Here is a 25,492-nt window from a genome sequence, read left to right as displayed (position 1 = left end):
CGCCGAGCGCCGGACGGCCGGGCCCTCGCGCGCGGTGCGCCGACCGGGCGACCCCGCGCCGGCGCTAGGCAGCGTGCGCCGCGATGCTCGTGGTGCCGAGCGTGCGGAGGACCTCCGGCGTGGGAGCGCTCCAGACCTGAACCACGAACGCGAACAGCAGGGCGATCCAGACGCCCACCATGGCGAGATCCCAGAGCAGGCCGAGGGGGGAGCGGACGTGGAACGTGAGCGGAGCGGGGCTCGAGGTCGTCGTGTTCTTCATGGCAAGGTCTCCTCGACCGTTGGACCGCGGCGCCGTCCGGAACCGACGCGCGCGCGGCGGTCCGCCCCAACGAGGATGCACGCAGGGTGAGCGCGGGCGGCGCACGGCGTGTGCGCGAGCGCTCGGCGGGCTCATCGATGCAGCGCGGCGGCCTCCGCGGCGAGCCGGCAGGCGTCGGCGTCCCCGGCGCCGCAGGCCTCGTCGAGCAGCGCCCGCCCGCGCTCCGGATCCGCAGGGCGTCCTTCCCCGAGCACGAGCAGCACCCCCAGCCGCTTCGACACCGCGGCCAGCGCCTTCCGCGCCTCGTCGCGCGCCGGCCCCCGCGACGCGGACGCGAGCGGCCGGAGCCGCTGCAGCGCGCCCTCCAGGTCGCCCTCCTGCGCGAGCAGCAGGCCCTCGTAGTACGGGAGGCCGGCGGCGTCGTTGCCGCGGGCGCGCGCGGCGTCGAGCACCGCGCGTGCGCGCGTCCGGTCACCGTCGCGGAGCGCGGCGTGCAGCGCCTCCAGCTCGGCGCGGTTCGCCGCCCAGCGCGGGTCCGGCCGCAGCGCCAGCGCGACCGCCAGCCCGAGCGCGGCGGCGGGCGGCAGCCAGGCGCGGGCGCGGCGCGGCGGCGGGCGCGAGGCGACCCAGCCCAGCCACGCCCCGGTGACGAGCCCGCCGGCGTGGGCCCACCCGTCGATGGGCAGGAACAGCCCGGCGAGCGCGAACGCGACGAGCATGATCCCGTTCAGGATGATGTCGCGCGAGGACAGGAAGGCGCGCCAGGAGCCCACCGCGCGGCGGTACAGCGCCAGCATGGCGCCGGCCACGCCGAACAGCGCCCCCGAGGCGCCCGCCGACATCGGCATGGCGGCCAGCATCGAGGCGGCGGAGCCGCCCAGCGCGCTCGCCAGGTACACGACCAGGAAGCGGCGCGTGCCGATGGCCCGCTCGACCAGGGCGCAGAGCGGCACGCCGAACGCCAGGTTCCACACGAGGTGAACGGGGCCGACGTGCAGGAACGCGGCGGTGAGGAGCCGCCAGGGTTCGCCATCCCACACGCGCGCATGATCGAGCGCGCCCATGCGGGCGAGGAGCGCCGGGTCGGTCGTGGAGCCATGGGCCGCCACCCACCCGAAGACGGCGAGATCCAGGGCGGCGAGCGCCGCCGTGCCGGGCGCGGCGCGCAGCCGGGCGGCGAGTCCGTCCCGAGGTCGTGGGGCGCCAGGAGGCATGCGGCGTGGGAGTGTACCGTGACCCCGGGTTCGTGCGGCCGCGCGCGTTCGGCTAGCGTGCGGATCGATGAGCGACGCCGACACCATCGTCAACCCACGCCGCGCTCCCCGCGCCCGCGTCCGCTGCGCCTGCAGGCTGTCCGCGCCGGCCGGCGCGCTCGACGCGGAGACGGAGGACCTCGGCCCGAGCGGCTGCCAGCTCCGCGCGGCGGGCGCCGTGGCGCGCGGCGAGGCGGTGCGGCTCGAGCTCTCGCACCCGCTGCTCGCGGCGACGGTCGCGGTCGCCGGCCGCGTGGCGTGGGCGAGCGCGCAGGCGCCGTGGAGGCTCGGGGTCGCGTTCGACGCGGCGGAGCTGGAGCGGGCCGGCCGCTGGTACCAGGCGCTCCTCGCGTCCAGCTCCGGGATCGGCCCCGGGCGACGGCTCCCCGACTCCATCCCGCTCGACGCGACGGTCTGGCTGGGCGCGCCGCCGCGCTTCGTGGCCGACCTCGACCGGCTCGAGATCGCCATCCTGCGCGCGGTGGGCGACGGCGCCTCCCTGCGCAGCGTCGCGGCCGCGCTCGGGCCCCGGTGGCCGCGGGCCCGGCGCGCGCTGTTCTCGCTGCTCGCGCACCAGCACCTCACGTTCGCGCGCGGCGCTGCGGCGACCGCGCGGGACTGGGCGCGGACCCTGCTGCAGGCGGAGGTGGCGCTCACGCCCGAGGTGCAGGCCACGACGGCCGCGCCGGAGCCCGCGCCCGCCGCCCCGGCGGCGGTGCCCGTCCCGGCGCGGGGCGCGGCGCGCGCGGCCGACGCCGGCGGAGGGTGGGGCGCACCGCCGGCGCGCACGCCGGACTTCGTGGGCGCCGGGGTGGGGTGGCGCGGCGCCGCCGGGCGGCCGCGCCCGCCCGAGGCGTCCGAGTGCCTGGAGCGGGCGCGCGGCGAGCTGGCCGAGGGCAGGGTGCACGGGGCCATCGCGCTCCTGCGGCGGGCCCTGGCGGTCGCGCCCGGCGATCCGGAGATCGCCGGCGTGCTCGGCCGCCTCGCGTTCGACGGCCGGCGCACCGCCTGAGCGCGGCCCGCCTCCCGCGCGCCGGCGCCGGAGGTCGAGGCGGTCCGGGACCGGCTCAGCGCTGCGTCGCGCTCGACGCGCGCCGCATCGCCTCCGCCCAGCGCGGCCCCTCCGCCCCGAGCTCCTCCTCGCCGATCTCGAACACCGTGCCCTCCGTGGTGGCGAGGATGGCGAGCGTGAGCGTCGGCATCCGCTTGCCGCCGACCGGCTCCTCGCGCAGGACGAACAGGCGCATGTCCTTCGGCGCGCGGTGCTCCGCGGCCTCGGCCATCAGCGCCATCGCCTCGCGCATCTCCGGGTAGCGGCGCTCGAACGCGGCGCGGTCGAGCGCCGGCACGGACAGCGCCTTCGCGTACCAGGCCGTCACCCTGGCGGCGGGATCGGACGTGACGAACGTGCAGCACTCGGGCGTCTCGCCCGGCTCCGGCGGCAGCGTGAGCAGGCGAGCGCCCGGATACACCGGGATGGTGCGGTCGGCGGCGTGGGCCGGCAGCGCGGGCAGGGCCGCGGCGAGGGCCGCGGCGGCGACGATGCGAAGGACGTTCATGGGCTCCCCTGGGCCCGCCGGAGGCGGCGGGCGGCGCGGCATTCTCCACGGGCTCCCCGCCGGCGGGCCCGCCCGCCGGGGCCGCTGGCCGGCGATCCCGCCCGCCTGTCCGGGGCGGCAGCAGGTCCGCGGCGCGCCGGGCGCGGGCTCACAGGGCGAAAGGTCGCAATGTGGACCGATCCAATCGGCAATTCTCTTGAGATTTCGCGGGTGTCTCCCTTGACGCCCTCCACGGGGGGCTGATACCAAGCGCAGGCCGAAACCCGCACCTCCCCCCACTCCAACTGCACGGAGGGATTGGTTCCCGATGTACTCGATCCTTCGCCGCGAAGCGTTCTCCGACGTGACCTTCCTGTGGGAGGTCCACGCCCCCGATGTCGCCGCCTCCGCCCAGCCCGGGCACTTCGTCATGCTCCGGCTGCACGAAGGCTCCGAGCGCATCCCCCTCACGGTCGCCGACTTCGACCGCGAGAAGGGCACCATCACGATGGTCATCCAGGCGCTCGGGAAGACGACGCGCGAGATGATGACCAACTACAAGGCGGGCGACACGTTCGACGACTTCGTCGGCCCGCTCGGCCTGCCCCAGCACATCGACAACGCCGGGCACGTGGTGCTCGTCGGCGGCGGCCTCGGCGTCGCGCCGGTCTACCCGCAGCTCCGCGCCTTCAAGGAGGCGGGCTGCCGCACCACCGGCATCATCGGCTTCCGGAACAAGGACCTGGTGTTCTGGGAGAAGAAGTTCGGCAAGTACTGCGACGACCTCATCGTCTGCACCGACGACGGATCCTACGGGAAGCCCGGCTTCGTGACCCAGGCGCTGAAGGAGGTCTGCGAGAAGGACAAGCCCGATCTCGCCATCGCCATCGGCCCGCTGCCGATGATGAACGCCTGCGTCGAGACCACCCGCCCGTTCGGCGTGAAGACCATGGTCTCGCTGAACGCGATCATGGTGGACGGCACCGGCATGTGCGGGTCCTGCCGCGTGACGGTCGGCAAGGACGTGAAGTTCGCCTGCGTGGACGGCCCGGACTTCGACGGCCACCAGGTGGACTTCAAGGAGCTCATCGCCCGCCAGCGCCGCTTCAAGAGCCAGGAGACCCGCGCGAACGACGACTACGCGCACGTCTGCAACCTCGAGAAGCAGCTCTTCGAGGAGGAGAAGCGGAACTACAAGAAGCTGAAGGAGCTGGTGCCGACGCAGACGAAGATGCCGGAGCGCGACCACGTCGAGCGCGCGCGCAACTTCAAGGAGGTCAACCTGGGGTACTCGCTCCAGGACGCCCTCGGCGAGGCCGAGCGCTGCATCCAGTGCGCGAAGCCCACCTGCATCGCCGGCTGCCCGGTGCAGATCGACATCCCGCGCTTCATCCGCCACGTGGTGGTGCGCGACCTCGAGGGCGCCCTCCAGGTGATCAACGAGGCCTCCATCTTCCCGTCCGTCTGCGGCCGCGTCTGCCCGCAGGAGACGCAGTGCGAGGCGCAGTGCATCATCGCGAAGAAGATGGAGTCGGTCGGCATCGGCCGCCTCGAGCGCTTCGTCGGTGACAACGCCCGGCCGAAGCCGGTGGTCCCGCCCCGCTTCGACGAGAAGCTCGGCAAGGTGGCGGTGTGCGGCTCCGGCCCCGCCGGCCTCGCCGCTGCGGCCGACCTGGTGAAGTTCGGCTGCGACGTGACCGTGTACGAGGCGCTCCACGTGGTCGGTGGCGTGCTCCGCTACGGCATCCCGTCCTTCCGCCTCCCGCGCGACATCATCGATCGCGAGGTGAACAAGCTGGTCGAGATGGGCGTGAAGATCGAGACCAACAAGGTCATCGGCAAGACCTTCACCGTCCCGCAGCTGCTGAACGAGAAGGGCTTCGACGCCGTGTTCCTCGGCGTCGGCGCCGGCGCGCCGCAGTTCCTCGGGATCCCGGGCGAGTTCGCGGGCCAGGTGTACTCGGCCAACGAGTTCCTCACCCGCGTGAACCTGATGGGCGGCGACAAGTTCCCGTTCCTCGACACCCCCATCTCGCTCGGCAAGAGCGTGGTGGTGATCGGCGCCGGCAACACCGCCATGGACTGCCTGCGCGTCGCCAAGCGGCTCGGCGCGCCGACGGTGCGCTGCGTCTACCGGCGCAGCGAGGCGGAGGCCCCGGCCCGCATCGAGGAGCTGCGGCACGCGAAGGAGGAGGGGATCGACTTCTTCTTCCTCCACACGCCGGTGGAGATCTACACCGACGCCGAGGGCAGCGTCCGCGGCATGAAGGTCGAGGAGATGGAGCTGGGCGCGCCCGACGACAAGGGCCGCCGCAAGCCCATGTCCACCGGGCGGTTCAAGGACCTCGAGTGCGACACCGTCATCTACGCGCTCGGGACCAAGGCGAACCCCATCATCACGCAGTCCACCCCCGGCCTCGGCCTCAACAAGTGGGGCAACATCGCGGCGGACGACGGGAAGCTCGAGTCCACCCAGGCCACCACGCTCCCGGGCGTGTTCGCCGGCGGTGACATCGTGACCGGCGGCGCCACCGTGATCCTGGCCATGGGCGCCGGCCGCCGCGCCGCGCGCTCCATCGCGACCTACCTGACGAACGGCAAGAAGTGGCCGATCACGCAGGAGGAGGTGGCCGCGTTCCAGCCCATGGCGCAGTCCGGCGCCACGCCGGCCGGCCTCCACACCCACGCCGGCGCCGTCGCGGCCGGGTCGGAGACCGCGGTGAAGACCTGCCCGAAGTGCCGCCGGCCCATCGAGGGCGACGAGGAGTACGTCTGCTGCGGCACCGCGCAGCTGCAGTGGCGCTGCGACGACTGCGGCAAGGTGAGCGAGGGCTTCGCGTTCCCGTACGGCATGTGCCCGGCCTGCGGCGGGAAGCTCCAGGTCACCGACCCGCGCAAGGTCGAGGAGGCCAAGGCGCTCGAGGCCATCCGGCTCGCGTTCGAGATCGAGCTCGGCGGCATGGCGTTCTACGCGAAGGCCGCGAAGGACTCGAAGGAGCCGGTGCTGAAGGCGCTGTTCGAGAAGTTCGCCGGGATGGAGCAGGAGCACATGGCGACGCTGACGCGCCGCTACCACGCCCAGGCCCCGTCGCCGACCGAGGGGTTCAAGATCGAGCGCGCGGCGCTGTTCGCCGGCCTCGAGCACCGGCCCGAGGATCCGGGCAACCTGTTCCGGATCGCGATCGGCTTCGAGCAGCGCGCGGTGAAGTTCTTCACCGAGCGCGGCGCCGCCGCCCCCGAGGGCTCGCCGGAGAAGCAGCTGTACAAGGAGCTCGCCGCCGAGGAGCGCGAGCACGTGGACCTGCTCACCACCGAGTACGAGCGGTGGAAGCAGGGCAAGCCCGGACTGCTGTAGGCCCTCCGCGCCGGCGGAGACCGTGACGAGGCCCCGGGGGTTCGCCCCCGGGGCCTTTCCATCTCGACCGGGCGGCGGCGGCGCTAGGCCGCCGACTTGCCCTGCTTGCGCCCGACGAACGCGGCGATGCGCGCGATCGACTCGAGGTTCTCCGGCGTGGTCTCGCTGTCGGAGATGCGGATGCCGAACTCCGCCTCGAGGAACGCGATGATCTCGAGCATGCCGGTCGAGTCCACGTAGCCGTTGCTCACCAGCAGCGTGTCGTCCGCCACCTCCGCCGGGTTGGCGATGTAGAAGTTCTCGACGACGAACTGCCGGATGCGCTTCTGGACGTCCATGTGTTCACCCCTGAGAGCGTTACGGCGCCGCTCCGTGCGACGCGGTCCTGTCCACCACCGTCCGGAACGCGGGCGGGGGTTCCCGCGCCGGAACGCTCCGGATCAGCGCCTGGTGGAGCAGCCCGGTCGAGAGCACGCCCACCAGCGCCATGTTGTCCGAGTTCGAGAACTGCTCGCCACCCCCCGACGCCTCGCACTTGCGCCAGAGCCGCTCCACCGCCCGCGGGTCGAAGACCCCCGCGTCCGCCACCGCGCCCGGCGAGACCAGCTCCCGCACCCAGTCCGGCGCGTCGGGGCCGACGAAGGAGAGCGCGTCCGGCGCCCGGTACGGCTGCTTGGGCCGGCGCAGGATCTCCTCCGGCACCAGCCCGCGCGCGGCGCGCTTCAGCACGTGCTTCTCGTCCAGCCCCCGCAGCTTGTACGAGGCGGGGAGCGCGTTCGCGAGCTCGACCACCTCCGCGTCGAGGAACGGGAAGCGGCCCTCCACCGAGTGCGCCATCAGCATCCGGTCGCCCTGGGACGAGAGCAGGTAGCCGGAGAGCAGCGTGCGCGTCTCCAGGTACTGGTCCTGGGCGAGCGGGTTCCAGCGCGGGAACCCGGCGGGGAGGTCGGCGAGGAGCCGGGCGGCCGGATCGAGGTCGCGCACCGCGGCGCGCAGGTCGGGCTGGAACAGCCGCTGCAACGCGGCGGTGCCGAGCCAGCGGGTCTGGTGCGCGAAGCCGGGCGCGCTCCAGCGCTCGCGGCCGCGGCCGAAGAACTCGCGCGCCATGGCCTGCTGCGCCACCGGCGAGCGCGCGAGGTACGGGTAGAGGCGCTCCAGCAGCCGCGGGCGCACCGCCGAGCCGGGCTGGCGTCCCCAGAACCGGCGCACGCGGCCCTCGCGGAAGAGATCGTAGCCGGCGAACATCTCGTCCGCGCCCTCGCCGGTGAGGACCACCTTGATGCCGGCGTCGCGCACCAGGCCGGAGAGCAGGTAGAGCGGGGCGGGGGCGGTGCGGAGCAGCGGCCGCTCCGCGTGGGCCACCACCGCCGGGAACGCGGCCGCGATGTCGCGCCGGCGCACCACGATCTCGCGGTGGTCGCTGCCGATGCGCGCCGCGGCGGCGCGCTGGAAGCCCGTCTCGTCGTACTCGGCGTCCTCGAAGCGGATGGAGAAGGTGAGGAAGCGCTCGCCTTTCACCTCGCGGCCCAGCGCCGCGACCAGCGAGCTGTCGAGGCCGCCGGACAGGTAGCTCCCCACCGGCACGTCCGCGCGCAGCATGCGGAGCCGGACCGCCTCCTCCAGGGCGGCGCGGACGCGCTCCGCGGCCTCGGCGACCGACCCCTGGAACGAGCCGTCGCCCGCGAGCGGGTAGCGCGGCGCCCAGAACGCCCGATCCACGCTGCCGGAGCGCGAGACCACCCGCACGTGCCCGGGCTCGAGCTCGGTCACGCCCAGGAACGGCGTGCGCGGAGCGACGGCGGTCCAGAAGGTGAACGTCTCGGCCAGGCCGGCCGGGTCGAACGCCCGCGGCATGGTGGGATCGCCGGCGAACAGCGCCTTGACCTCGCTCGCGAACCACAGCCGCCCGGCGTGCTCGCACAGGTGCAGCGGCCGCACGCCCAGCCGGTCGCGCGCCAGCACCAGCGCCTCGCGCGCCGAGTCCCAGAGCGCGACCGCGAACTGGCCGTTGAACCGGGCGAACGCGTCGGTGCCCCACGCCTCGTACGCGTGGACGATGACCTCGGTGTCGCTGCGGGTCCGGAAGGCGTGGCCCAGCGCGACGAGCTCGGCGCGCAGCTCGACGTAGTTGAAGATCTCGCCGTTGAACGCGACCCACAGCGTGCCGTCCTCGTTCGAGAGCGGCTGCTGGCCGGTCGCGAGGTCGATGATCGAGAGGCGCGCGTGGCCGAGCGCCGCCCGCCGGTCGCGGTAGGTCCCGAACTCGTCCGGGCCGCGATGGCGCAGCGCGCCGACCATCGCCGCGAGGTCCGCGGCGGGCAGCGGTGGGACGCCGTCGCGGAGGGCGACGGCGCCGGCGATGCCGCACATCAGTCCTCCCGCTCGCTCACCAGCATCGGCGGGTGGTGCAGGTACACGCTCACCCGCCGCTTCGCCTCGATGTCGCGGTAGACGCGCTCCACCTGCTCGGCGGTGAGGCCCAGCGCGGGCGCGACCTCCGCGGCCGGCTTGCCGTTCCGCAGGCCCCAGAGGCAGAGGTCCATGTCGCGGTAGGGCAGGGCGAAGTAGAACTCCTCCTGCGTCTGCGAGAGCGAGAACGTGTCGGTCGTGGGCGGGCGCCGGCGGATCTCCTCCGGCACGCCGAGGTGCTCGGCCAGCGCGTAGACCTGGGTCTTGTAGAGGTGCGCGATCGGCTTGAAGTCGGCCGCGCCGTCGCCCTGCTTCACGAAGAAGCCCTGGTCGTACTCGAGCAGGTTCGGCGTCCCGGCCACCGCGTAGTTGAGCCGGTCCGCGTGGTAGTACTCCATCATCTTCCGCGTGCGCTGCTTGAAGTTGGTCGCGGCCACCATCTGCAGGTAGGCGGCGGCGGTCATGCGCTGCGTGCGCTGGTTCCCCTCCGGATCCTGCACCGTGAGCGCGGTGATGTTGAGCCGGTCCGCGTCCAGGATGGACGGGAGGGTGAGCTTGCACTTCCACCCGGGCCCGTACTCCGGCACCACCATCCGGATCGCCTCGAGCTGGCGCGCGTAGCACCCGAGCCCGTCCAGCGCCGGCGCGACGTCCTCCACCGCGAACCGGATGCCGAGGTGCTCCGCCAGCATGCGCCCGAGCCGGAGCGCGTCTCCCGAGGAGTCGCGCTCGGGCATCATCAGCCCGAACACGCGGTCCTTGCCGAGCGCCCGGACGCACAGGGCCGCCGTGACGGAGCTGTCGATCCCGCCCGACATGCCCACCACCGCGCCGCGGCGGCGCAGCGTTCCCAGCACCTGCTCGCGGACCGCCCGCTCGATCTCCTCCGCCACCCGGGACGCATCGATCCCGAGAACGTCACGCGACACCATGGATGATCCCCCGTTCCTGCCGAAGGTCCCCAGTATGGATCGGACCGGAGGCCGGGCAGATCCCCTGATCCCGGGAGCCGGTTTCGGGGCGTTGCGCCACGAAACCGCCGTCGTCCGGCGGCCCTGCGACCGCGCGCCGGGGCGCAGCTCCCCGGAGCGCGGCAGGCGGCGTCGTCCGTGAGGGGCTCCCGAGATGGTGGGACTGTGGGTCGAGCGCACTCTGTGGTCATTTGGCGGCCGGTCTCCCACGCGCGGCGAGAGGCGCCGCCCCGGGGGCTCGGGGGAGTTTCGATGAAAGTGCTCAATCTGAAGTTCGTCTTCGCGTTCCTCGTCGCCGCCGGCGCCGCAGGGAACGCCTCTGCCAGCTACCTCACCTGCAGCGCCACCGTGAACGGCGCGCCGTCCGCCGTCGTCGATCAGTTCCCTGCGTCGCTCGACTACGAGCTCACCGTGAACGACGCGTGGTGCGACTGGTGCGCGACCCAGGACGCCGGACACTGGTGCCACCTCGGCTGCAGCCAGGGCCAGAGCTCGTCGGTGGTCATGAACGAGACCGACGCGCCGCTCGCCGCGTTCGTCGGCGCGCCCATCGCCTGGGTCTCCACCAATCCGTCCTGGGCGGAGACCTTCCCGTTCCTGCTCGGCGGCGGGTCGGTGACGACGCCGGTGAGCTTCACCGTGGCGAGCTACGCGGACTGCGCCACGCGCGCCCGCGGCCTGCCGGTGCCCGCGCTTCCCGACGCGAACGGCGTCGTGACGTTCACCGACGAGTACAAGGTCTTCTGGAACCTGGACGGCGTGCCGCCGTACTACGCCGCCTGCCAGGCCGAGCTGAAGTGCCTGCCGCCGCAGGGTCAGACGCGCACGCTCGGCTACTTCAAGACCCACCCGGCGGCCGTGGACGCGTGCCTGTCGCACGGCGCGATCGACCTCGGGTTCATGAACGTCTCGTCGTCGGCGACGGCGCTCGGGCTGCTCTACGCCAGCCCGGCCAAGTACGCGGACGGGACCAAGCGCAGCGCCTACGACCAGGCGCGGGTGCTCCTCGCGCGCCAGCTCCTCGTCGCGATCTGCAACGGGCGCGTGTTCGGCTCCTCGCCCGCGGACGCCAGCCTGATCGGCGACGCGGTCGCCGCGCTCGTCGGCACGAGCTGCGGGAACATGAACTGGCTGCAGGGGCAGCTCGACGCGTTCAACAACTCGGGCGACACCGGCGAGAACTTCTACGGCAGCGCGGCTCCCGGCTCGTACGCGGATCCGACGGTCAAGACCGCCGGCGCCTGCCAGTAGCGCAGCCTCGACGGAGGGGCGGGGCGGCCGCGAGGCGCCCCGGCCCGCCGCGCGGGACCACGCGGCCGCCCACCGCTCTCGCGGGGGCGGCCGCGGCCGTCTCCGGCTACGGCGCCGCGTACACGGTCGCCATGGCCCAGAGATCCCAGTCCTCGTGCGTGAGCGTGATCCCGGCCTGGTTCAGGTGCGTCTGATCCCCCTGCAGCCCGGCGAGGCCCTGCGCCTGCGCGCGGGTGAACGTGTCGGGCCCGGGAACGCAGGTCGGGAAGCTCGCGCAGATCGCAGCCAGCCGGGCGTTCCACGCCTCGATCCGCGCCGGCGTGGCGGCGTTGATGTACGTCCAGCGCAGCGTGGGCACGACCGGGACCTTGCCCGCATCGACCACCAGCTGGACGAGCTGCCGGAAGCCTTGCTCCATCGTGTCGATCGGGGTGCCGGCGCTGCAGTCGTTGGTGCCCACCGCCAGGACCACGTAGCGGCCCGGGAAGTCGTCCATCCACCTCGCGAAGATGGGCCGCCCGTCCGAGCCGGTCCACGAGGTGGAGAGGAACGCGGGGATGGTGATCCCCGAGACACCGCCCTCGTGCGCCACCGGGAACCGGCCCGGGTCGCGCGCGTGGATGCGCGTGCCGAACTTCACCGAGTCGTGGACGTGCCACACGTTGGTGGTCAGGGAGTCGCCCAGCGCGAGCCACCAGTCGTCGGTTCCGGCGCGCGCGTCGTGGACGTCGAGGTCCGTCCCGTAGAAGCTCACGCCGCCGTTGCGCGGCGCGGAGGTGAGGCGCATGCGCACGGCGCCGTAGCCGGTCAGGTCCACCACGTGCGCGCGCGTGAGGTACGTGTTGCCCGTGACCGTCGCCAGCGTCGCGGGCCAGGTGGAGCCGCCGTCCGCGCTCGCCTCGATGACGTAGTCCACCGGCACGTTGCGCGCGCCGTCGCGGAGGCGCAGGTCGTAGCCGTCGTTCACCGAGAACGCCCAGGGCGCGGTGTCGCCCGCGCGCGACCAGCGCACCACCGCCAGCCCGAGCCCGGAGACCGAGGCGGTCGCGGTCGCCCCGTCGGCGTACATGAACGCGTAGACGTGCGCGACCCTCGGCATGGGCGCCGGGACCCCGCCCGCCGCGCGGCTCGAGATCGCGATGTGCAGCGCCGCGCTCGTCGCGAAGGCGCCGCCGGCGCTCACGGTCACGGTGATCGAGCAGGTGCCGGGCCACAGCGCGGTCAGCACCGGCGCGGCGGCGGTCGCGTCCGAGAAGCTCCCGCAGCCCGCGGGGTGCGCGCTCCAGGCGTACGAGAGGGGGCGCGATCGCGGGTCGGTGGCGGACGCCGCGAGCGACACGTGGTCGCCGACCTGCACGGCGGTGCTCGAGGCGGTGACCTCCTGGATGACGGGCGGCGGCTCCTCGCCTCCGCCGCCCGCGCCGCCGCCGGCGCCGCCGCCGCAGGCGACCCCCAGCCAGGACGTGCCCGCGAGGAGCACCACCGCCGCCGTCTTGTTCACGATCCGCCTCCTGGGAACGCGCCGCGCGCGGGGACCTCCCGCGCGCGAGCGCGCGAGAGGCGCGAGAGGGACGTCAGGCGCGCGCGCGGCCGCCGCCCGCGGCCGCCGCGGCCGACTCCACCAGCGCCGCGCGCAGCAGCTTTCCGGACTCGTTGCGCGGCAGCGCCGCCACCACCGTGAACCGCACCGGCACCTGGTAGGCCGGCATCCGGGCCTGGCAGAACGCGCGCAACGACTCCTCGGTCGGGCTGGCGCCGGGCCGCGCCACCACGAACGCGACCGGTACCTCGCCCTTCAGCGGGTCCGGGGCGCCGATCACCGCGGCCTCGGCGACCTCCGGGTGCTCGGCCACGGCGTGCTCGATCTGGATCGGGCTCACCCTGTGGCCGCCGATCTTGAGGATCTCCTTCGAGCGGCCGCGGTGGAAGAAGAAGCCGTCCGGATCGCGCTCCGCGAGGTCGCCGGTCCACAGCCAGCCGTCGTGCAGGATGGCGGCGGTCGCCTCGGGGTCCCGGAAGTAGCCGAGCGTCACGTTCTTCCCGCGCGCGACCAGGTGCCCGGTCTCTCCGCTCGGCAGCTCGCGCCCGTGCTCGTCCACCACCCGGAGCTCGACGCCGGGGATGGGGATGCCGATGGCGCCGCGCTTCTCCCGCGCGCGCTCCGGCGGCAGGTAGCTGAGCCGGGCCGTCGCCTCGGTCTGCCCGTACATGACGAACAGCTTCGCCGGCGCGAACGCCTCGCGCACCCAGTCGATCGTCTCCGGCGCCATCGCGCCGCCGGCCTGCGTCAGGTAGCGGAGCCTGGGAAACGAGAGCGAGCGCACGTCCACCTGGCGCCGGATGATCTCGAACGTCATCGGCACGCCGGCGAACCCGGTGCACCCCTCGCGCGCGAAGCCCTCGAGCACGGTGCGCGGGAACGCGAAGCGCGAGTCGAGGAACAGGGAGCCGCCCGCCAGGAGGTGCGTCTGGAGGACGCTGCGCCCGTAGCAGTAGTAGAGCGGCAGCACGAGCAGCGCGCGGTCGGCGGACGTGAGGCCCAGGTACTCGACGATGGAGCGCGAGTTCGCCTCGACGTTCCCGAACGTCTGGACCACGCCGCGGGGCCGGCCGGTGCTGCCGGACGTGTACAGGATCAGCGCGGGCGCGTCGGCCGAGACGTCCGCGGGCGGCGGCGCGGGGGCGGGCGGCAGCGCGGGATCCACGCGCCCGTCCTCCAGCAGCAGCGTCGCCGGCGCGCCGCCGACGTCGGAGAGGAGCCGCTCCGGGAGCGGCCCCCCGTGCACCACCCACAGCCGATCGAACGGGTGCGCCGCGGCCACCTTGCCCCAGGCGACGGCGTCGCGCCCGAACACGAACGCGTGGCGGACCCCCGTCTCCTGCGCGATGCCGAGCTGGACGTCGGGGCCCCACTCGCGGTTCACCTCGACGGCCGTGGCGCCGAGCGCGTGCACGGCGAGGCTGGCCACCACCGTCGCCGGCACGTTGGGCAGCGCCGCCAGGACCCGGTCGCCGCGGCGGACGCCGGCGGCCGCGAGCTGCGCGGACAGCGCGCGCACACGCTCGCCCAGCGCGCCGTACGTGAGGCGGTGCGCCGGCGTGTCGACGGCGGGCGCATCGGGCTGCCGCGCCGCGTGCTCCGCGACCCACTCGTGGATGAACGGTCCCCTGGCGTGCATGGGCGGGCATGCTAGCACCGGCCTGCGCGGGCGCGAGGTCGCGCGCGCCGGGCACGCGCGTGGTGGCGCGCCGCCGGGTCGCACGTCCCATGCGGTCCACTGTCCCGTCGCGGCGGTATCGTGACGCGGCGGGCGCGCATGGTAAGTTCTGCGAGGTGGCCCAGTGCCCACCCCGGGGCGTTCCGGCCGGGGGAGCAGCCGCTGGCGGTGACCCTCGTGAACATGAGCCCAACCGGCACTCCTCCGGGGCAGCCCCAGGACGATCCGTCGGACGTCTTCGAGTCCGCGCGCCTCGTCTCCTGGCTGCGCTTCGTCGTCTCCGCGCCGCTGCGGCACAAGAAGGTCGCGGTGGCGGCGTTCCTGGCGGTCTTCGCCGTGGGCGTGCTGGCGCGGTTCGTCGTGCCGATCAAGTGGACGGTCAGCGGCGCGATCCTCGCGCAGCGCAGCCCGGTGATGGGCGTGCTGTCCAACCCGACCATGAACCGCGAGTGGGACGCGCCCACGCGCGCGGCCCGCGAGCAGCTCCTGCGGCGCGAGAACCTGATCGAGCTCTGCACGCAGACCGGCTTCGTGGACAAGTACCTCGCCAGCCGGGCGCCCGCGGTGAAGGCGCGGGACTGGGTCTTCGAGAAGCTCGGCCGGCACCGCACCCGCGATCAGCTGCTCGACGCGCTCGCGGACACGCTCAACGAGCGGCTGGTGGTCTGGGTCGGGCCCGAGGGGCTGGTGAACATCTCGTTCACCTGGTCCGACCGGGAGATCGCGTTCGAGATGGTGCAGGCCGCCGTCCAGAACTTCATCGAGGGGCGCTACGCGACCGAGGTGAGGATGGTCGGCGAGACGATCGCGATCCTCGAGGGCCGCGACGCCGAGGTGCAGAAGCAGATCACGACCATCGTGGATCAGCTCGAGCAGAAGGAGCGCGCGCTCCGCATCCGGAACGCGCCCGCGCGGCCCGCGCCGCGTCCGCGGGTCGCCCCCGACGAGGAGCTGACCCGCCTCGAGAACACGCTCGGCGCGCGCCGGCGGGCCGCCGCGGCGCTGGAGGAGTTCCGCCAGCAGCGCCTGGTGGAGCTGCAGTCCCAGCTCCAGCAGCAGCTGGGGATCTACGCGGCCCAGCACCCCACCGTGCAGAGCACCCGGCGCGCGATCGAGAACGCCTCCGGGCCGTCGGCGCAGCTCGACGCGCTGCACGCGGAGATCGCCGGGCTGGAGCGCGAGCTGCAGCGGCGCGGGGGGCACGTGGACGCGTTCGCCGCGGCCGGCGGCGGCGGGCTGGACGACCTCGCCGCGGCGGCGCGCATGCGGCTGGAGTCCGACGACCCGCGGCTCGAGTACGAGCGCCGGCAGCTGGACATGCTCCTCCGCCAGCACCAGCAGTTCACCGAGCGCCTCGACGCCGCCCGCGTCGAGCTCGACACCGCGCAGGCGGCGTTCAAGTACCGGTACATCGTGGTGACGCCGCCGCAGCTGCCGCGCGCGCCGGCGAAGCCGTACGGCCTCCTGTTCCTGGGGGGCGGGCTGGCGGGCGGGATCGCCTTCGCGCTGTTCCTGTCGGCCTCCCTCGACGTCCTCTCCGGCCGCATCATCGAGCGCTGGCAGATCGAGCAGCAGCTCGGGCTGACGGTGTTCACCGACCTGCGCTGGTGAGCGTGGCGGAGCACCGTCCGCTCGACTGACCCGCGCGGGGGCCTCGGGCCCGGACGCGAGGGCAGGGCCACCGGCCGCCGTCGCGTAGGCGGTTCAGGTGACTACCGGCACGCCGGGGATCCGGCGGACAATGCGGGCCGCGGGTCGGGACCGCGCCGAGAGACGGATGCCGCACACCTGGAGCTTCGACTACTTCTACAGCCTCCCGTTCTGGGCGGCGCTCCTCGCCGTCGCGGCCGTCGTCCGGCTCGCGGGCGGGTCGCCCGTGCTGCGCGGGCTCGCGCTGCTGGCGACCTCGAACGCGCTGCTCCTCGCCATCCCCGGCTTCTCGGCCGCGGATCTCGCGCTGGTCTGGGCGGTCTCCGGGGTGGCGCTCGCGAGCGCGCGCACGCTGAGCCGGAGCGCGCCGGGATCGAGCCGCGCGCGGCGGGTGGTGGTGGTGGGGAGCGTCGTCGCCATCCTCGCGTTCCTGGCGCTCTTCAAGTACCGCTTCCTGCAGGGCCTGCTGCTCGGGCCGTTCGCGCAGGTGCTGGCGCCGAGGGCGTCGAGCGGCGTGGTGAACCCGCTGGTGCTGGTCGGCGTCTCCTACTTCTCCTTCAAGGCCATCCACGTGGTCGTGGAGACGTACCGGGGCACCCTCGGCCGGGTCGAGGCGCTGGCGTTCCTCAACTACATGACGTTCTTCCCCGCGTTCATCAGCGGGCCGATCAACCGGTTCGGCGACTTCTCGGAGCAGCTGGCCTCCGCCTCGCCGGCGCTCGGGGCGGACCTGCGCGCCGGCGGCGAGCGGATCGTCCACGGCCTCTTCAAGAAGGTGGTGCTCGTCCCGCTGGTGATGCCGTACCTGCTCACCAACCAGGCGCGGCCGCTGGACCAGGCGACGCTGCTCGACGTCGCGACCGGGCTGTACGCCTACGCGCTCTACTTCTTCTTCGACTTCGCCGGCTACACCGACCTCGCCATCGGCGGGGCGCGCATCATCGGCATCCGGCTCCCGGAGAACTTCCGCCAGCCGTTCTTCCAGAAGAACATCCGCGACCTCTGGACCAACTGGCACATGACGCTGACGAGCTGGCTGGTGGACTACGTCTACTGGCCGACGGTCCGCGCGCTCCGCAACCTGGAGTACCTGCGCACGCGCCCCGTGCTGCTGTCGGTCATCGGGATGAACGTCACGTTCGTGAGCTGCGGCATCTGGCACGGCGAGGCGCCGCACTTCGTCCTGTGGGGCGCCTACCACGGCCTCGGCATCTCGGTGCTGAACGTGTACCAGCGCCAGAAGAAGCGCATCCGCGCCCCGCGGATCCAGCGCTGGTTCGCGTCGCGCTACAGCCGCTGGCTCGGCACGTTCGCCACGTTCAACTTCTTCGCGGCGGGGCTGGCGCTGTTCGTGCTCGACCTGGGCCAGATCCGCGCGCTGCTGCGCGCGCTGGTCGGGTGAGGGAGGATCGCGTGAAGCGGGTGCTCGACTGCGTGCGGCGAAACCGGAAGCTCGTCATCCTGACGTTCGAGCTGTTCTGGATCGCGGTCTTCTTGCTCGAGGCGCTCGAGCAGGGCGGCTCCGGGATGACGCAGTTCGTGTACGTGAACTTCTGACGCGGGCCACCGGGCCGGGCCCGCGCCGCCCCTCACCTCGCGCTGCCCGTCACCGGCGCCGGCGCGCGCGCGGGGACGGACGCGAGGATCCGGAGCAGCTCGCGCGCGGCGCGCTGGCGCCCGACGCCGTTCAGGTGCCCGCCGTCGTCCGTGTACTCCGCCGCCAGCATGGACACGGGCTGCCCGTCCAGCGGGTAGGTCTCGCGCGTTCCGTCCGGCCGGGTGGACTCGAGGCCGGCGAGGTCGAAGAGCGGCTCGCGCCCCTGGTACGCGGCCCGCATCAGCGCGTTGAACTGCTCGCGCCGCTGGTTGTGGTGCTCGGAGCGCTCGCGGCCGAGGAGCCGCTTCACGAACGCCTTCGGGCCGCTCGGGATGGTGGTGAGCGGCATGGTCACGTGCACGAACGTGGTGCGCGGGTGCCTGGCCTGGAGCGCGCGGAACGAGGCCTGGTAGCGGTCGAACAGCGCCTTCGGATCGCCCTGCTCGAACAGGTCCACGAAGCAGAACTTGAGCAGGGCGACGTCCACCTCTCCCGGGCCGCGCTGGAGCGCCCGATCGAAGCTCTGCAGCTTGAGCCCGGGATCGCCGTTGCGCTCGACGAACACGTGCGAGATGCCCTTCGGCAGCGCCCCCGGGGCCGCGCCGGCGTCCACGATCGCGAGCGGCACGTGCTCCCGGCTGGCGAGGTCCTGGACGCCGTCGAGGATGTTCGTGCCGACCGACTGGTGCCCGAACAGCACCGTCCGGCGGGAGACCGCCTCGAGGTCCTTGCGGAGGGCCGGATCCTCGGCGCGGGCGAGGCCCGAGATGGCGGCGACCGCCACGGCGGCCGCGCCGCCCAGTCGAACGAGACGCGTGAACGGCATGGATCCTCCCGATGGGGCGAACGGCAGCAGGGGATTGCCTTCCGCCGCCCAGGCAGTCTAACCAATCCGCGCCGGTTGTCCGCCCCACGGGCCTCCCGCGCGCGCAGGACACGTTTCGAGGGGCGCGGTGCGGGCGGTCCGGCGCTCGGGACGCGTACCGGGTTCAGGCGATTGCTCCGGAGCAACCCCAGAGCGGATCCTCCAGTCAATGTTCCTGGCGCAACTCCAGCGATTCCTCCGCCCCGCCGTCGGCGTGGTCCTGCCCACGCTGATCGTCTGCGCGGTCCTGCTCGAGGTCGGCCTGCGCGCCAGGGGCCGGCTCCCGTCCAACGTCACCGACGGCATCTTCGTCGCGCACGGCGAGGCGTACCGGCTGAAGCCGAACCAGAGCAAGCTCTCCACCACGCCGTCGTACTCCTGCACCGTCAACACGAACGCGCTCGGCCTGCGCGACGCCGCGCCCGGCCCGCGCCTGCTGGCGGCCCCGTACGTCGCCTGGATGGGCGACTCCGCGACGTTCGCGAACGGGGTGGAGTACGAGCAGTCCTTCGTCGGGCTGCTGGGCGACCGCTGGCGTCCGTCCGGGATCGAGGTCGTGAACCTGGCGGTCGGAGGCCACCACATCCAGGAGCAGGAGGAGCTGCTGCGGGACTTCGTGCGCGCGGCCCCGCGCCGGCCCGAGGGCGTGGTGGTCGTGTTCACGCCGCAGCTGATGGCGCTGTTCGAGGAGCGCTACCACGACCTCGTCGTCCGCAGCGGATACATCTTCCAGGGCCGCAACTGGCTCCCGTCGTACGCGCTCGTCACCCTGGGGAACACCTCGTCCGCGTACTGCTTCTTCCGTGACGGCCTCCGGAAGCTCCAGGCGCGGTACCTGCCCGCCCGCGGCGGTGGCGCAGCGGAGCTGCTCGGCATGTACGCCCGGAGCTTCCCCGCGGTGGCGCCGGAGGCGACGCGCCGCATGGAGGACCGCATCAGCGAGCTGGACGACGGGATCCGCGCGCTCGGCGCCACGCCGGTGCACGTGTACCTGCCGACGGCGATCGACCTGCGCGCCGGCGAGATCCTGGCCGCGGACCCCCGCGCCGGCGGCGACTTCGCGCTCGATCACTACCGGGACGCGCTCCGGCGCCAGAGCGCGCGCAGCGGCGTCCGCTTCGTGGACCTCACCCCGCCGCTGCGGGCCGAGTACGCGAAGGGGCAGCCGCTCTGGTTCTCGCAGGACATGCACTACAACGCCGCGACGCACGTGGTGATCGCCGACGCGCTGTTCGAGCTGATGGGGCGGGCGGCGTGGGCCGGCCCGCGGGGCGCGGCGGCGCCGGCCGACGAGCCGCGCCGGGCCGCGGCGATGATCCCGGCGCGCGTGGCGGAGTAGCGCTCTCGGCGCGCCGGCGGGGACCGGCGCGGACGGACCTCGGACGCCTTCGGCGCCGCGCACCCCGGCGCGGGAGACGGGTGGAGCATGTGCGGCATCGCGGGCATCCTCGGCAAGCTGGGCGACGCGAACCGGGCGGCGCTGGCGCGCATGAGCGCCGCGCTCGTCCACCGCGGCCCGGACGCCGACGGGACCTGGGAGTCCACGCCCGACGCCGAGGGCCGGGGGGCGATGCTGGCGCACCGTCGCCTCGCGATCCTCGACCTCTCCCCGGCCGGCGCGCAGCCGATGACGGATCCGGTCACCGGCCACGTGGTCGCGTACAACGGCGAGATCTACGACTACGCGGAGCTCCGCCGGCGCCTCGAGGCGGAGGGGCACGCGTTCGCCTCCAGCGGGGACACCGCCGTGATGCTCCGCGCGCTCGCGGTCCACGGCGACGAGGCGCTGGGCTGGCTGCGGGGGATGTTCGTGTTCGCGCTGTGGAACCCGGCCGCCCGCACGCTGCGGCTGGCGCGCGATCCGCTGGGGATCAAGCCGCTGTACGTGGCGCGCCGCCGGGAGCCCGGCGGCGACTGGTCGATCGCGTTCGCCTCCGAGCTGCGGGCCCTGCTCGCCTCCGGGCTGCTCGGGACGCCCCGGCTCGATCCGGGCGCGGTGGCCTCGGTGGTGTGGAACGGGTTCGTGGTCGGCCCCGGGACGGCCGTGGAGGGGGTGGAGCTGCTGTGGCCGGGGCGCGCCGTGGAGTTCGGGCCGGACGGCGCCGAGCGGCGCGCCGTGGACTTCTGGAGCATCCCGGGCGCGCCGGCGCGGCGCCCCACCACCGAGGCCGACCTGGCCCGGGCGATCGAGCACGACGTGGAGCTCCACCTCGCGAGCGACGTCCCGCTCGCGGTGTTCCTGTCCGGGGGCATCGACTCGTCGGCGGTCGCGAACCTGGCGCAGCGCGTGGCGCGCACCCCCGTCCACACCTTCACGCTCGCGTTCGAGGAGCAGGAGCTGAACGAGGGCCCGATCGCGCGGCGCATCGCCGAGGCCATCGGGACGCAGCACCAGGAGGTCGTCCTCACCGAGGGGCACTTCGTCGAGCACCTCGAGGCCGCCCTGGACAGCCTGGACCAGCCGACGTTCGACGGCCTCAACTCCTACTACCTCTCGCACGCCATCCGCTCCGCCGGGTTCACGGTGGCGCTGGCCGGGACCGGCGGCGACGAGCTGTTCGGCGGGTACACCTCGTTCCGCGACCTGCCGGTGCTGCAGCGGCTCAGCCAGCGCCTGGGCTGGGTCCCGCTGGGCCTGCGCGTCGCGGCCGCGACGGTGGGGACGGCGCCGCTCCGGCGCGGGCGCGGGGCGACGCCGCCGCAGACGCGCTGGGCGAAGCTCCCGGAGATGGTCCGGCGCGGCGCCGACCTGTCCGGCCTGTACCAGCTGGCCTACGCGCTGTTCCTGCCGGGCTTCCAGCGCGAGCTGGTCGGGGAGGGCACCGTGGCGGCGCTCCGCGACGGCCTGCCGCCGGCCATGCGGGCCCGCCTCGACGCGGAGACCGGGAGCCGCTCGGCGCTGTCGGCCCTCAGCGTCCTGGAGCAGCGGCTGTTCCTGGGCGAGCGGCTCCTGCGCGACAACGACGTCGCGAGCATGGCGGCGTCGCTCGAGCAGCGCGTGCCGCTGGTGGACCAGGCGCTGTTCGAGTGCGTCGATGCGCTGCCGGACGATCTTCGCTACTCGCCGATCGGCAAGAAGGCCCTGCTGCGCCGCGTGGGCCTGCGCGGCCTCGATCCGGCGCTGTTCGACCGGCCGAAGAGCGGCTTCGTGCTGCCGTTCGACCGCTGGATCCGGCGGGGCCTGCGCACCGCGATGGACGAGGCGATGCGGGACGCGGCGGCGGTGCGGCAGGCCGGGCTGGATCCGGACGCGGTCGGCCGCCTCTGGCGGGCGTTCCTGGACGGCGCTCCCGGGATCTACTGGTCGAGGGTCTGGTCGGTCTACGTCCTGATCCGCTGGTGCCACCGGCACCGCGTGCTGGCCTGAGCGGTCAGGGCGCGTCCGCCCGTCGCGCGAGCCACTGCGCGAGGTGGAGCCCGTACAGCGCGGCGCCCTGCCAGTCGGCGGCGGTCTCGTTCGTGGACCAGCTGTCGTTCTCGGTGTAGCGGCCCTCGATCGGCGTCGCGTCGTCGCGCGGGAACGCGGGGTCGCCGAAGTAGCCCCAGATCGGCCTGGGCCGCGCCTGCGGGTACGAGACGTCGCGCGGGTCGGGCCGGGGGTTCGGGCCCCCCGCCAGCGCCCCGGGGAACACGGGGGGCTCGGCGCGCAGCGTCGCGAGCCAGTGATGGAACACCCGCCGCACGCCGCGCGTGACCCCCGGCAGCCCGGTCACGTAGCAGAGCTGCAGGTAGTTCCGGCCGAGCGCGTAGTGGATCGGCGCGAGCGCGCGGTCGCAGTCCTCGCCGCGCCCGCCCGCGTCCACGCAGGCCCAGGCGCTGGAGGCGCCGGCGCGGTGCAGCGCGGCGCTGATGGAGCCCCACTGGTAGCGCGCCGCCAGCTCGAAGGGATGGGCGTCCGCCGCGACGCGCACCTCCTGGGCGAGCGCGCGGAAGCGCTCGCGCAGCGCCTGCTTGCGGGCGGGGTCCCCGGCCGGCGCCCGCAGGTAGAGGCGGGCCGCGAACGCGGCCACGTGGTGGTAGTCGGGATCGGCCCAGGACGCGATCGAGGCGCGCTCGAAGTCCGCGGCGAAGCGGCGCTCCCCCGTCGCGCGCAGCATCCCCGCCGCCGCGTACATCCGGACGTGCCGCCCCACCTCCGCGTCGCCGTCGCGGCGGTAGGCGGGGCACGACGGGCCGTCGCTCGCCTCGCCCGGGCGGGCCTCCAGGTACGCGTAGCCGCGCCGGGCCGCGGCCAGGCAGCGCGCCGCGAAGCCGGGATCGCGCCGGTCGAACACCGCCGCCGCGAACGCGAGCGTCCCCACGGCGCGCGCGGTCGCGAGCGTCCCGACCTCGCCGGCGCGGTACGGGGGCACCGAGGCGTGCGTGTTCTCGCCGTAGCGCGCGTAGCGATCCTGGCAGGTGGTCGAGGCGAAGCCGCCGGTCGCCGCGTCCTGCACGGACACCAGCCACTCCAGCCCCCAGCGCGCCTCGTCGAGCAGGTCCGGGGCGCCGTTGCCGGACTCCGGGACGTGGGTCGCGTCGTCCGAGGGAGCGAAGTCGTCGTACGCCGCCAGCATCCAGAACAGCGCCGTCGCGAGCGGCGCGTTGTAGATCGAGAAGTCGCCCGCGTCGTGCCAGCCCTTCCGCACGCCCGGCGGCGCCTTCGCGGCGTCGCTGGGGTGCGTCCAGGGGCCCTCGGCCCAGGGGGCCTCCACCGCCGTGAAGGCGCGCTGGTAGTAGAACCAGCGCTGGACCGCGCGCACCGCCGGATCGAACACCTCGCGGCCGACGCCGAACGGATGGCTGGCCAGCCCGCCGTCGAGGACCACGCGGTAGCGCCCGGGCTCGGCGAGCGGCGAGAAGTCGCCGATCCAGACGGTGCGGGTCGCGCCGAGCAGGTCGGTGCCGACGGCGCGGACCGGGGGGCCGCCGCGGAACGCGACCGCGCCGTCGGATTCGCGCACCACCTCGAACGACGTGAACGGGCGCGGCGAGGTGAAGCGCTTCTGCATGCGTGGGGCGTAGCCCACCTGCGAGGTGGCGAGGTGGCCGAATGGCGGCGCGTCCTCGCGCTCGCGCGCGCGGCGCCAGAGCGCGACGCGGCCCACCGCGGCGCCGTAGGCGCGGCGCAGCGGCTCCAGGCCCGGGGCGGCGCTCGCGACCGGCGCGGGGGTCGCCGAGGCGAGTGACGCGACGAGGACGGCGAGGAGCACGCACCGAGCGTAGCACGCGCAGGCCGGCGTGCCGCCGTTGCGGAGGGCCGGGGCCTCGGGTCTAATTGCCCGCGGCGGCGCGGACGTGCGCCGCGCCGGGGGACACCGCCGTGAGACCAGCCATCCTCGCCCTGCTCCTCGCCGCCGCCGCGGGCAGCGCCCGCGGCGCCGCGCCGTCCGCGGCCCTGCCGCCCCGCGATCTCTGCGCCGAGGCCGGCATCCCCGTGGAGCGGTGCACGCGCTGGCAGCCGGGAATCCCGGGCGGGATTCCCCGCCGGACCAAGATCTGCGCGACCCTCGACGCGGCGGCGCTGGGCGACGGCAGGGCCGATGCGGCCGGCGCGATCCAGTCCGCGATCGCGCGGTGCCCCGAGGGCTCGGTGGTCTTCCTGCCCGCCGGCACCTACCGCATCACCTCGAGCATCATGCTCGACAAGGGCGTGGTCCTGCGCGGCGCCGGGCCCGCGGCCACCCGGATCCGGTACGACAGCCCCAGGGACCTCGCCGCCGTGTACGTGGCGAAGCTCTGGCCCGAGTACAACGAGCCCGCCGTGGACGTGACCGCGGACGTGCCGAAGGGCGCGATGGCGATCCCGGTCGCGAGCACGAAGGGCTTCGCGCCCGGTGACATCGTCCAGATCGACCAGCTGGACGACCCGGCCTACGTAGACCACGGCGGCTGCCGCTGGATGAAGCGTGGCCCGAACCGCGGCGATGACCGCCGCCCGGCCTCGCCCGAGGGCTACCGCGCGCAGGGGCAGACGGTGGAGGTGATCGGCGTCGCCGGGAAGACGCTCCGGCTCGCCGCGCCGGTCCACCTCGGCTTCCGGGCGGCGCTGAAGCCCCAGGTCTTCAAGCCGACCGGGCCCATGACGCCGTCCGGTCCGACGCTGAAGTACGCAGGCGTGGAGGATCTCTACGTCACGGGCGGCCGCAACGGCATGATCGTGATGATGAACGCCGCGTACTCGTGGATCGCGAACGTGGAGAGCGACGGCAGCCCCGCCACCGGGCTGGGCATGAAGGGGGCCCACGTCACGCTGGAGAGCTGCTTCCGCTGCGTGGTGCGCGACAGCTACCTGCACGACGCGACGGAGGTCCGCCAGGGCGGCGGCGCCTACGGCCTGTCGGTGATGTCGCAGAGCTCCGACTGCCTGGTGGAGAACAACGTCATCTTCAACCTGAACAAGCCCCTCGTCATGCGCGCGAGCGGGGGCGGGAACGTCGTCGCGTACAACTACGTCGAGGACGCCTGGACCGGCGCCATGCCGTCCATGCAGGAGACCACCATCGACGGCGGGCACGCGTCCTTCCCGCACATGGAGCTGTTCGAGGGGAACTGGGCCGCGCACATCGGCACCGACGCGGTCTGGGGCAACTCGGGCTGGCTCACGTTCTTCCGGAACCACGCGAGCGCCCAGCAGCTGCGGTCTGGCACCGCCCCGGAGACGTTCGACGTGGCGGCCATCGGCCTGGAGGCCAGGGGGCACTTCATGACGGTGGTCGGCAACGTCCTCGGCGTTCCGGAGAAGGGGCTGGTCTACGAGGTGCGCTCCAACCCGCCCGGGACGGGGCAGCCCGCCGTGTACCGGATCGGCCATCGCGCGAACGGGGGCAACGGCGGCGGCGACTCCAACGCCTACGAGGATCCGCAGCGACCCGGGACCACCGCGCGGACGCTGCTGCGCCACGGGAACTTCGACTTCGTGACCAACCGGACGATCTGGGATCCCGCCATCCCCTCGCGCAGCCTCCCCCCGTCGCTCTACCTGACCGAGAAGCCGGCGTTCTTCGCCGAGCGTCCGTGGCCGTGGGTCGATCCGGACGGATCGCTCAAGCTGAGGACGCTGCCGGCCAAGGAGCGGTTCGACCTCCTGCAGGCGCGGAGGCCCTCGCGCTGAGCCAGCCGGCGCGGCGGCCCCGCTGCGCCG

Annotated in this window: 19 protein-coding genes; 9 read left to right on the top strand and 10 right to left on the bottom strand. The window is 74.0% G+C overall.

The genetic code is table 11. From position 1 onward, the window contains the following. Positions 1–64: 64 nt before the first annotated feature. Both ADEH_RS14490 and ADEH_RS14485 read right to left on the bottom strand, forming a co-directional pair. On the bottom strand, positions 65–262 hold the full coding sequence (locus tag ADEH_RS14490; protein WP_041453565.1) for a hypothetical protein: 198 nt from the start codon (positions 260–262) through the stop codon (positions 65–67). Between the two features lie 131 nt (positions 263–393). Beyond that, entirely contained in the window at positions 394–1,476 is a 1,083-nt protein-coding gene (locus ADEH_RS14485; RefSeq protein WP_011421846.1) for a rhomboid family intramembrane serine protease, read from the bottom strand. Between the two features lie 67 nt (positions 1,477–1,543). Between ADEH_RS14485 and ADEH_RS14480 the strand changes: the two genes are divergently transcribed. Beyond that, complete coding sequence (locus ADEH_RS14480) at positions 1,544–2,527, top strand: PilZ domain-containing protein (RefSeq protein ID WP_011421845.1); 984 nt, start codon at positions 1,544–1,546, stop codon at positions 2,525–2,527. A 55-nt stretch (positions 2,528–2,582) separates the two neighbouring features. Here ADEH_RS14480 and ADEH_RS14475 read toward each other — a convergent pair whose 3' ends face one another. Further along, positions 2,583–3,074, bottom strand: coding sequence for a hypothetical protein (locus ADEH_RS14475; protein WP_041453564.1), 492 nt, complete (start codon positions 3,072–3,074; stop codon positions 2,583–2,585). A 307-nt stretch (positions 3,075–3,381) separates the two neighbouring features. Here ADEH_RS14475 and gltA point away from each other — a divergent pair, with 307 nt between their 5' ends. After that, positions 3,382–6,408, top strand: a complete 3,027-nt coding sequence (gene gltA / locus ADEH_RS14470) for an NADPH-dependent glutamate synthase (protein ID WP_011421843.1) — start codon at positions 3,382–3,384, stop codon at positions 6,406–6,408. Between the two features lie 83 nt (positions 6,409–6,491). On the opposite strand, the gene ADEH_RS14465 is transcribed toward gltA, so the two are convergent. Genes ADEH_RS14465 through nadE form a run of 3 tightly spaced genes read right to left on the bottom strand, consistent with a single transcriptional unit; the run spans position 6,492 to position 9,749 of the window. After that, the gene (locus ADEH_RS14465; RefSeq protein WP_011421842.1) at positions 6,492–6,746 is read right to left on the bottom strand and encodes an acyl carrier protein; all 255 of its coding nucleotides are present in this window, start codon (positions 6,744–6,746) and stop codon (positions 6,492–6,494) included. A gap of 19 nt (positions 6,747–6,765) precedes the next feature. Beyond that, the gene (gene asnB / locus ADEH_RS14460) at positions 6,766–8,778 is read right to left on the bottom strand and encodes an asparagine synthase (glutamine-hydrolyzing) (protein WP_011421841.1); all 2,013 of its coding nucleotides are present in this window, start codon (positions 8,776–8,778) and stop codon (positions 6,766–6,768) included. Continuing rightward, positions 8,778–9,749, bottom strand: coding sequence for an NAD(+) synthase (gene nadE / locus ADEH_RS14455; protein ID WP_011421840.1), 972 nt, complete (start codon positions 9,747–9,749; stop codon positions 8,778–8,780). The genes asnB (ADEH_RS14460) and nadE overlap by 1 nt, the downstream gene beginning before the upstream one ends. 291 nt (positions 9,750–10,040) lie before the next feature. On the opposite strand from nadE, the gene ADEH_RS14450 reads away from it, so the two are divergent. Next, positions 10,041–11,039, top strand: a complete 999-nt coding sequence (locus ADEH_RS14450) for a hypothetical protein (protein WP_157061367.1) — start codon at positions 10,041–10,043, stop codon at positions 11,037–11,039. A 106-nt stretch (positions 11,040–11,145) separates the two neighbouring features. Here the strand turns inward: ADEH_RS14450 and ADEH_RS14445 are convergent, their stop codons facing one another. Both ADEH_RS14445 and ADEH_RS14440 read right to left on the bottom strand, forming a co-directional pair. Next, positions 11,146–12,540, bottom strand: a complete 1,395-nt coding sequence (locus ADEH_RS14445) for an SGNH/GDSL hydrolase family protein (protein ID WP_011421838.1) — start codon at positions 12,538–12,540, stop codon at positions 11,146–11,148. A 73-nt stretch (positions 12,541–12,613) separates the two neighbouring features. After that, entirely contained in the window at positions 12,614–14,218 is a 1,605-nt protein-coding gene (locus ADEH_RS14440; RefSeq protein ID WP_011421837.1) for a class I adenylate-forming enzyme family protein, read from the bottom strand. 222 nt (positions 14,219–14,440) lie between these two features. Here ADEH_RS14440 and ADEH_RS14435 point away from each other — a divergent pair, with 222 nt between their 5' ends. From ADEH_RS14435 to ADEH_RS23120, 3 genes are all read left to right on the top strand, one after another. Beyond that, positions 14,441–15,868 carry a hypothetical protein gene (locus tag ADEH_RS14435; RefSeq protein ID WP_157061366.1) on the top strand — a complete coding sequence of 476 codons (1,428 nt, stop codon included), beginning with the start codon at positions 14,441–14,443 and terminating at the stop codon, positions 15,866–15,868. A 166-nt stretch (positions 15,869–16,034) separates the two neighbouring features. Then, positions 16,035–17,309 carry an MBOAT family O-acyltransferase gene (locus ADEH_RS14430; protein ID WP_041453561.1) on the top strand — a complete coding sequence of 425 codons (1,275 nt, stop codon included), beginning with the start codon at positions 16,035–16,037 and terminating at the stop codon, positions 17,307–17,309. 11 nt (positions 17,310–17,320) lie between these two features. After that, entirely contained in the window at positions 17,321–17,464 is a 144-nt protein-coding gene (locus tag ADEH_RS23120; protein WP_157061365.1) for a hypothetical protein, read from the top strand. 32 nt (positions 17,465–17,496) lie between these two features. Here the strand turns inward: ADEH_RS23120 and ADEH_RS14425 are convergent, their stop codons facing one another. Next, complete coding sequence (locus tag ADEH_RS14425; RefSeq protein ID WP_011421834.1) at positions 17,497–18,330, bottom strand: hypothetical protein; 834 nt, start codon at positions 18,328–18,330, stop codon at positions 17,497–17,499. A gap of 208 nt (positions 18,331–18,538) precedes the next feature. Between ADEH_RS14425 and ADEH_RS14420 the strand changes: the two genes are divergently transcribed. Then, complete coding sequence (locus tag ADEH_RS14420; protein ID WP_041453560.1) at positions 18,539–19,708, top strand: SGNH/GDSL hydrolase family protein; 1,170 nt, start codon at positions 18,539–18,541, stop codon at positions 19,706–19,708. 87 nt (positions 19,709–19,795) lie between these two features. Then, positions 19,796–21,736, top strand: coding sequence for an asparagine synthase (glutamine-hydrolyzing) (gene asnB, locus ADEH_RS14415; RefSeq protein ID WP_011421832.1), 1,941 nt, complete (start codon positions 19,796–19,798; stop codon positions 21,734–21,736). A 4-nt stretch (positions 21,737–21,740) separates the two neighbouring features. Here asnB (ADEH_RS14415) and ADEH_RS14410 read toward each other — a convergent pair whose 3' ends face one another. Continuing rightward, positions 21,741–23,561, bottom strand: a complete 1,821-nt coding sequence (locus ADEH_RS14410) for a glycoside hydrolase family 9 protein (protein ID WP_011421831.1) — start codon at positions 23,559–23,561, stop codon at positions 21,741–21,743. Between the two features lie 110 nt (positions 23,562–23,671). Between ADEH_RS14410 and ADEH_RS14405 the strand changes: the two genes are divergently transcribed. Then, the gene (locus ADEH_RS14405) at positions 23,672–25,462 is read left to right on the top strand and encodes a glycosyl hydrolase family 28-related protein (protein ID WP_198133781.1); all 1,791 of its coding nucleotides are present in this window, start codon (positions 23,672–23,674) and stop codon (positions 25,460–25,462) included. The last annotated feature ends 30 nt before the right edge of the window (positions 25,463–25,492 follow it).

This window comes from Anaeromyxobacter dehalogenans 2CP-C (assembly GCF_000013385.1).
GTDB classification, from domain to species: Bacteria; Myxococcota; Myxococcia; order Myxococcales; family Anaeromyxobacteraceae; genus Anaeromyxobacter; species Anaeromyxobacter dehalogenans_B.
Note: the sequence above shows the minus strand (reverse complement) of the source record. Positions and strands in the feature narration are given on the sequence as shown.